This is a genomic window from Streptomyces sp. NRRL WC-3549 (assembly GCF_000721935.1).
GTDB lineage: Bacteria > Actinomycetota > Actinomycetes > Streptomycetales > Streptomycetaceae > Streptomyces.
On sequence record NZ_KL585414.1, the window covers coordinates 109,039 to 116,847 of the forward strand.

Annotated in this window: 7 protein-coding genes and 1 pseudogene; 5 read left to right on the forward strand and 3 right to left on the reverse strand. The window is 70.3% G+C overall.

Going from position 1 to position 7,809, the window contains the following annotated elements; genetic code table 11:
• The 3 genes from IH13_RS0121765 to IH13_RS0121775 all read right to left on the reverse strand — a co-directional run.
• Positions 1-482, reverse strand: a 482-nt coding sequence (locus IH13_RS0121765) for an ATP-binding protein (RefSeq protein ID WP_031086952.1), incomplete at its 3' end; no start/stop codon positions are given.
• Positions 483-603: 121 nt separating this feature from the next.
• A complete protein-coding gene (locus tag IH13_RS0121770; protein ID WP_031086953.1) occupies positions 604-1,590 on the reverse strand; it encodes a hypothetical protein in 987 nt (328 codons plus the stop codon).
• Between the two features lie 1,198 nt (positions 1,591-2,788).
• On the reverse strand, positions 2,789-3,562 hold the full coding sequence (locus tag IH13_RS0121775; RefSeq protein WP_031086954.1) for a hypothetical protein: 774 nt from the start codon (positions 3,560-3,562) through the stop codon (positions 2,789-2,791).
• A 622-nt stretch (positions 3,563-4,184) separates the two neighbouring features.
• On the opposite strand from IH13_RS0121775, the gene yhfZ reads away from it, so the two are divergent.
• The 5 genes and pseudogenes from yhfZ to IH13_RS0121800 all read left to right on the forward strand — a co-directional run.
• A complete protein-coding gene (gene yhfZ, locus IH13_RS0121780) occupies positions 4,185-5,123 on the forward strand; it encodes a GntR family transcriptional regulator YhfZ (protein ID WP_031086955.1) in 939 nt (312 codons plus the stop codon).
• A 129-nt stretch (positions 5,124-5,252) separates the two neighbouring features.
• Positions 5,253-5,639 (forward strand): PRD domain-containing protein, encoded by a 387-nt coding sequence (locus IH13_RS0121785; protein WP_031086957.1) that lies wholly within the window; start codon positions 5,253-5,255, stop codon positions 5,637-5,639.
• 73 nt (positions 5,640-5,712) lie between these two features.
• Entirely contained in the window at positions 5,713-6,069 is a 357-nt protein-coding gene (locus tag IH13_RS0121790) for a DUF2620 domain-containing protein (RefSeq protein WP_031086959.1), read from the forward strand.
• 42 nt (positions 6,070-6,111) lie between these two features.
• On the forward strand, positions 6,112-7,446 hold the full coding sequence (locus IH13_RS0121795) for a YhfT family protein (RefSeq protein WP_031086962.1): 1,335 nt from the start codon (positions 6,112-6,114) through the stop codon (positions 7,444-7,446).
• A gap of 49 nt (positions 7,447-7,495) precedes the next feature.
• Positions 7,496-7,809: pseudogene (locus IH13_RS0121800) on the forward strand (phosphotriesterase); the annotation flags it as partial.

Consider the following 7,809-nt stretch of genomic DNA (forward strand, 5'->3'; position numbering starts at 1 on the left):
TCCACGGCGGGTGCGTCAGGGGTGCGGGCGGAACGGCTCAGGACGTGGATCTCGTCCGCGACCAGGAAGCAGGACAACAGGCCGATGCCGAACTGGCCGATGAAGTCGCTGCGCTGCTCCTCGATCTTCCCCCATCCCCGGACGGGCTCGGCCGAGGACGCCTCCGTGGCGCGCTTGCTGCTACGGCCGATGGTGGCGAGGAAGGCGTGCACGTCGGCCTCGGTGAGGCCGACGCCGTCGTCCTCGACGCGGACGGCCGAACCGTCGGCGTACACGCGGATGCCGAAGGCGTCGGCCGGCGCGTCCTTTTCGAGGGCGTGCCGGGCGGTCAGCGCGTCCACCGCGTTCTGCAGGAGTTCGCGGAGGTAGACGCGCGGGCTGGAGTAGAGGTGGTGGGAGAGGAGGTCGACGAGGCCGCGCAGATCCACCTGGAAGGTGTGGTCGGCGCCGGCCGGGGAGGCGGCGGGGTCGGGCAGAGTCATCAGGCGGTCCGGGGTGGGAGAGACGGGCGGGGCAGGGGGGACGGGAGGGCGGCCCGCTCAGGGCATGACGCCCGACGCCGGCGAGCGGCTCAGAGCATGGTGCTTGAGGCAGGCGACCGGCTCAGGCGTAGCGCTTGAAGCGGGCGTACGCCTTCTCCGGCTCCGACATGTACTTCCAGGGCCACGAGGTGCAGGCGCCGGCCAGTTCGTGGAAGACGCGCGGGCACACGATGCTCTCGGAGGCCAGCGACAAGGCCATGGCGAACATGTTGAAGTCCTGCTGCCAGCCCGGGCTCCGCCGGTAGGCGGGGTGGAGGACGCTGCGCCGGGCCGCGTCCCTCAACTCCTCCTGGGTGGCAGCGGCCTCGAGGTGTTCCCCGTCGTCCGACTCGACCCACTCCTCGATGTGGGCCATGGCGATCACGCATCCCAGGCGATCCCCGTCGGGTGCGCCGGCGAACGCCTCACGGGCGAACGCCAGGGCCCGGCCCGGCTCGCCGCCCCAGCGTGGCTGCAACTGCGAGATCCACTCGACGTGGGTCTCCAGGTCCAGCGGCTCGCGGCGCAGGGCGGCGTCCAGGCGGGTCTCGTTCACCTCGGACCCCAGCGACATACCGCGTCCGGAGGTGAGGAGTTGACGCCACGGTGTCACCCACTCCGGCCGCAGCTCGGCGGCTTCCAGCAGGTGCTCCTCGGCGATGCGGAGCCGTGCGTGGAAGGTCCGCCACTGCTCCGCCGTGACGTCCACGGCCCGCGCGGAGGTGCGTGCCTCCCATCCCCAGGCGATGTGGCGCGCGCCGGATATCAGCAGGGCCGTCGCCCGGTGTTCCTTGTCCTCCTCCACGGCCCGGCCGATCCAGTCCTGCACGCCGTCCAGTTCGGCCAGTTGCCCCAGGACCGCGTGGTCGCGTCCGGCGTCGAACGGGGCCAGCGCCACCTTGACTGCCTCCCAGTCACCGGCGTCGGCCGCCTCCACCAGCGCGAGCACCCGTGTGTCCCCGAGCGCGCGCAGGGTATACACCCCGTTCGTCTTCCTGCGGGGGGCGGGCAGGGCATGCGGATCCTCCGCCGGTCTCCCGTCGTGCCTGCCGAACAGCCTGCCGAACATGCCGCACCCTCCCCTGGTCCCGCCCGATCGATCGGTGCAGCATAAACGGACCCACTGACACTTCCTCCACAGGGTATGCACCGGCACTTCACGTCTGGCCGACTCGTCGACCGTGCGCCCGCCTTCTCTCCGGTCCCGGTGGTCAGCGGGACGGGTCGGACGCGCCGGCAAGCACGCCGATGCGTCGTCCGCACGGTCCGGTTCTTCGGCGGGGAACCAGCAGCCCAGCCCTGAGGCCTCCCCCCACTCCTCGCGGTCGCCTTGCCGACCTTGCGCGGGACCGTCGGCCTCTGCTCAGCTATCGCCGAATCACCGAGTCCCTGCGTGCGCGACTGACCGTACCGGGCCGCCGTGTGTACGACGTGCTCCGCGAGCGATCAGCCGGCCGTCGTCGCCGCCTGCCCGGTTGCCAGCCCCTTGCGCCGTAGTGCGAGGCCCGCAAGGCGCGGCAGGCGGCGAGGCGCCCGGGCCCGCGTCCGCCACGTCGCGCCAGCCCTCGGCAGGCGAGGTGGCCGATGAGGCCTTGACGTATCGGGCGATCCTTGTGATGCCCGTCCTCAGGTGCGCAGCCAGAACGGCGGTGAGGGGCGAACCAGCGGCCATGCGCAGCGACGAGCTCGTACACCGACGGGTGTTCCCGCTCCGAGGCGCGCCGGACGCGGTGGTACAGCCGGTGCACGGCTGGGCGGTCAAGTCGGCGGACTCCACGGCCCCGGCCCCTGAGGGCAGCCCGGCCCTTGGCGGGAAACGCCGCCTGACAGGTGTGGGCGCGGTCCGGCCGGAGGTCAGGTTCCGACGCGTTCGGCATCACGGCGTCTTCCGCGGCGTCGATCCGCTCGCGTCCCTGTTCTTCCGTACCGAGGGCCTGCTCGCGTGCGTACGGGCGAAGCCACGCCGTACGCGTGGCGCAGCGAACAGCCGGCTCGGCAAGGAAATCGAGGCGTGCTCAGAAACGCCGCTCGACGCAACCCACCGGTGCGCCCAACTCGGAGGCCGGCGCCGGAACGCTCCCGCCGGACGAGGCCCCAGCTGCCGACGCCGCTGCCGGAGCGGGTGACCGCTACGGGGCCCCAGGTTGCCGGGGTCCCGTCTTTTCGGTAGCGGGTGCGCGAGTGCTGCGGTTTCGACAGCGAATCGGGGCCATCCGCCGGGTGCGCCGGTGGGCCGGACGCCCGGCTCTCGGTCCGTCGCGAGGAGATCAGTTGTGCTCCTCGTCGATGGTGACCGCGATGCCGTCCTTGATGTCGACGACGACGGCGACACTCCCCTTCTTGGCTGCGGCTTCGAGTTCTTCCTCGGTGCAGTCGGTGATCTTCGTACGCTCGCCACAGATCCAGCCGGCTCCGTTGACGGTGGTGTCGGTGGAGGTGAAGAACGCACGCTCGGGACCGTTGCCCGTCAGGGTGTACTTGCCCGGGGCCATGTACCCGAGCTTCCCGGAGAAGAGGCCGGAGGCATTGTCGCCGGCACCGCTGTCCGCGTGGTCCTCCACGATGCTGACGGCAATACCGTCCTTGAGCTCGACCGAGGCACCGACCCCCTTCTTCGCCGCGGCTTCGAGCTCTTCCTCGGTGCAGGGTGTGGCGGCCTGGCCGTTCGCGTCACCGCAGATCTTGCCCGCGCCCTGGATCTCGGTGTCCTCGGAGACGAAGAACGCCTGCCGGTCGTCGCCCTTGCCGGTGATCATGTACTTCCCCGGGGCCATGTAGGAGAGCGTTCCGCTCCGTTTGCCGGTGACGCCCTCGCCGGACGCGCTGTCGGATCCCTGTCCCGACAGTCCCTCGGCGGTGTCGGTGCCCTTCTCACCGTCGCCGGTCTTCCCCCTGGCAGCCGAGGCCGAAGCCGACGTCGAGGCCCCCTTCGACTCACTGTCGCTGTCCGCGCCCCCCTCCTGGCAGGCCGTGAGAAGCAGGGTCGTCGCCATCAGGGCGGCGGCGGTCAGGACGGTGTTGCGGTGGTGCCTACGGAGCATGGCGGGCATTCCTCTGCTGGTCGTGATGGTGCGGTCGGCCGGGCGTCGGTCGGTCGTTCCGGCCAGGCTGTCGTTCGATTGAGCACCAGCGTGACCGACACGGCGATCAAGGAACAGCGCAGTTACGAAACAAGGACACTCCTGGCAAAGCCATGGAACAGAGGCGCCTGAAGTGCTCACACCTTCCTCACTTCGCGCACACTCCTGACGTGTCTCCCGGACCGCGCCTGCGAGCTGAGGCCCGGTGCCCCACTCGGACAGGCGCCACGCGTGCTCGGAGCCTGCGAGCACACGCCCGACCTCGTGACACCCGGGGCCATGGGCAGTGGCGGACAGGCCAGGGGCCGCACCGAACAAGCCGCCGCCCCGCCGGAGGGAGCGTCCGCGGTCTCAACGCATCGGCGCAGTCACTGGTGAGGCGTTGCCGTGGTCGCACAGGACAGCCCCACGACCGGTCGCCTTTGGTCGCACAGGCAGCCCGACGGCCGGTCGCCTTCGCCGAGCGCCGCGTCGACGGGACGGAGACACTGCCTCGGGCCGGGCGATCCACGGACGACCGGGACGGGAGACGGGGGTGGCGACCCCCTTGTCACTATCCAGAATCCTGGTTACTGTCTGGTCCGTGAACGATTTCGACGACCGCTTCCTCACCCGCAACGGCCTCGCCGCGCGGCAGCTGGCCGTCCTGCTCCTGCACCACGAGCCGGACACCCGCCTGCCGCGTGTACGTGACTTCGCGGAGGAGCTGGGTTGCGGAAACGGAACGATCCAGGCCGCCCTCCGCCTGCTGGAGGAGTCGGGGGCGATCTCCACGACCGCGCGCGGCCATCTCGGCACGTTCCTCGTCCACTCGGACCGCGCCGTCCTGTGGCGGCTGTCCGGTCTGGGCACCCTTCTCGCGGCGATGCCGCTCCCCTACTCGCGGCGGTACGAGGGCCTGGCGACCGGGTTGCGCAGCGCGTTCGAGGACGCGGGTGCGCCGTTCGCCATCACGTTCATGCGAGGCGCCGGAGCCCGCACCGCCGCACTGCTGGAGGGCAAGGTCGACCTGGTCGTCCTGTCGCGCTTCGCCGCCGACCAGTTGATCGCCGAGCACCCGGTGGAGCTGGTGGCCGACCTGGGCCCTGCCACGTACGTGGGCGCGCACGGCATGCTGGTCCGGCACGGTGCCGACCTGGACGCGCCAGGGCTGCGGGTGGCCGTCGACCACGCGTCGGAGGATCTGCGGATGCTCGTGGAGCGGGTCTTCGCCGGCCGTGAGGACGTGGAGTGGCGGGAGGCGTCGTACATGCAGCTGGGTGACCTGTTCGCCCGCAACGAGGTCGACGCGACGGTCTGGAACCTGGACGAGGCGCAGGACCGGCTCGGTATCGGAGTGGACGTACTTCCGCTCGGGGACGAGGTCACCCGGGAGCTGGCCCTGCGCAACTCCACCGCCGCGGTGATCGGCCGCTCCGAGGGGGCCGATGCGCTCGCCGCGGTCCGCGACTCGCTGGATCTGTCCCTGGTGACCCGGCTGCAGAGTGAGGTACTCCGTGGCGAGCGCGTCCCCTCGTACTGACCGGCACGGGCCGAAAGGCTCCGGCGCGCACTGACCGGCGGGTCCAGTGACGGGGGTCTCAGAAATCAGGGGCGTCGCCCGGCCTGAAAATACAAAATCCTGGTTACTGTTGTTTTTAGGAGGATCATCATGGACGACCAGCTCGCACAGCGGATCCAGCTCTTTCGCGAAGGCGGTCAGGTCCGGCCCGAGGTGGCGGACTTCGTCACCACCGAGCTGACCTCTCTGGAGGCTGAGGGCCACACGGTCACCGAGGCGACGGCGGGGATGCTGACCAGCCATCTGATGATGGCCCTCGGCCGGATCCTGGACGGCGCGCCGATCGAGCAGTTCCTCACCGACGACCAGGTCGCCGCCGAGCTGGCCGGACATCCCGACGCCGTCGCCCGCGCCCGTGCCGTCTCGGACCGTGCCGAACGGGAGCTGGGGGCCGCGCTGCCCGAGTCCGAGGTCAACTTCCTCGGCATGCACCTGGCCGTACTGGCTCAACAGCCCCCTTCCGCGCCCAGGTCCTGACCGGTCGCGGGCGGGAGCGCCGCTCCCGGCCCCGTACACGAACCGACGAACCGACACAGAGAGAAGAACAGCCATGACGAAGATCCTCACCGGTGGAGTAGGCAAGGCCGAGGTCACCGAGGCCATCACCAAGCTCGGCATCGACTCGCTGGACATCGTCCCCTCCAGCGACATGGACGCGGCGATGAAGCTCCGGGCCGGCCAGGCCGACTACTACCTGGGCACCTGCCACACGGGCGCCGGCGCCTCGCTGGGCGTGCTCGTCGGCCTGATGGGCAGCGCCGCCTGCCACACCTTCGGACGGAGCGTCCCGACCGAGGAGAAGATCACCGAACTGCTCGCCGACGGCAAGAAGGTCTTCGGTTTCTCGATGGACCAGATCGACGTCATCGCCCCCCTCATGGCACGCGCCATCGCCGCCCGCGGCTGATCCCCGCCTGTTCCCATCGTCCCGGGCACCAAGGAGTGACTCGTGAGTACCACACTCGCCGCCGGCGCCGGCCTCGACTTCACGCTGGCCCAGCAACTCACCGTGATAGCCCTCTGTGCGCTGACGGCCTACATCTCGCACATGGCCCTGGCCGTCTTCAACGACGGGGTTCGCCCCTTCATGCTGGACTTCATCCAGGGACGCACCACCCGCAGCGCGACCACGGCTGTCTCCTTCGGTCTCTCCGCCGGGTTCATCTTCGGCCTCGGTGCCCCGATGGCCCTGTCCACCGGCGTCCTGAACCCGTGGCTGGTCTTCCTGCCCACGGACATCCTCGGGATCCTGGCGCCGAGGAAATGGCTGGCCCCCATCCTGGGCGGCGCCTGGGGCGCGGTGGTCGTCTTCGGTCTGAACGGCGCGAACAACGTCGCCCACGACCTGCCGGTCGATTTCCTGACCGCGATGCAGCAGATGTCGACACCGATCCTGTTCCTCTTCTCGCTGTTCCCGGTGCTCGCCATCACCAAGCAGTTCGGCCGCAGGTGGGGCGGTGTCGCGGGCGTCCTGGAACTGGCCCTCGTCGTCATGACCATGAAGCTCTGGCCGAACATGTTCGCCGGAGCGCTGGCCATGGCCGTCGGTGTGCTGATGCTCATCGGGCTGGCCGTCTCCAAGGACGTCCGGCAGCGCCGGGCCGACCGGGCCGCGGGCGTCGAGGAGGTCGTCCTGGAGGACGATCCGATGGCGTCGCTGTTCAGCGCCAGCGCGGCCCGTCTGCGCCGGTACCTGCCGCTGTTCATGGTGCTCGGGGCCGGAGTCTGCGTACTCGCCCAGATGCACATATTCGGCGGTGGTGAGGCGACCAGCTTCCTGATCGCGAAGGGGCAGTACTCCGAAGCGGCCCAGGTCGACTTCTACCGGGTGTTCGGCTTCATCCCGCTGATCGCGACCACCGCGCTCGCCTCCGGGGCGTACGGCATCGCCGGCTTCACGCTGGTGTACCCGATCGGCTACCTGATGCCGAACCCGTTCGTGGCGGCCGTCGTCGGTGCGCTCGTGTTCGCCGTCGAGGTGCTGGCCCTCTCCTGGATCGGCAAGGTCCTCGGCAAGCTGCCCAGCGTCCGCGACTCCTCCGAACACCTCCGCAGCGCCATCGGCGACACCCTCCAGCTCGCGATCCTCTTCGGTTCGCTGATGGCCGCCAACGCCATGGGCGGCGGGCTCGGCATCCTCGTCGTCGGCGGGCTGTACCTGCTGAACGAGGCGATGGGCCGTCCCGTCGTGAAGATGGCCGCCGCCCCGGCGGCCGTGATCGTCGGCGGCGTCCTGCTCAACCTCCTGTACTGGCTCGACCTGTTCACCCCGATCAAGGGCTGATCCGCCCCCGAACCGGACAGGGCCCGTACTCGAAGAAGGAAACCCCACGATGAAGCACCTGGCCCGGCGCACCCTGCGCACCGTGAGCGGCGACCTGCCGGCCGCCTCCGTACGCGGTCCCGCACTCGCCCACGAGCACCTCGTCCTCGACCTGGACCAGCAGGGCGACGGCGCGGCCGTCCTGGACCCGCGCCTCCACGCTGCGGCGGTGACCGCCGAGCTGAGCGCGCTGCGGGAGGAGTTCGGGCTCTCCCTGGTCGTCGAGCTGACCTGCCGTGGCATGGGACGCGACGTCCGCACCCTGGCCTCGATCGCGAGGGACGCGCGGGTGGCGGTGGTCGCGGCGACCGGCTGGTACTACGA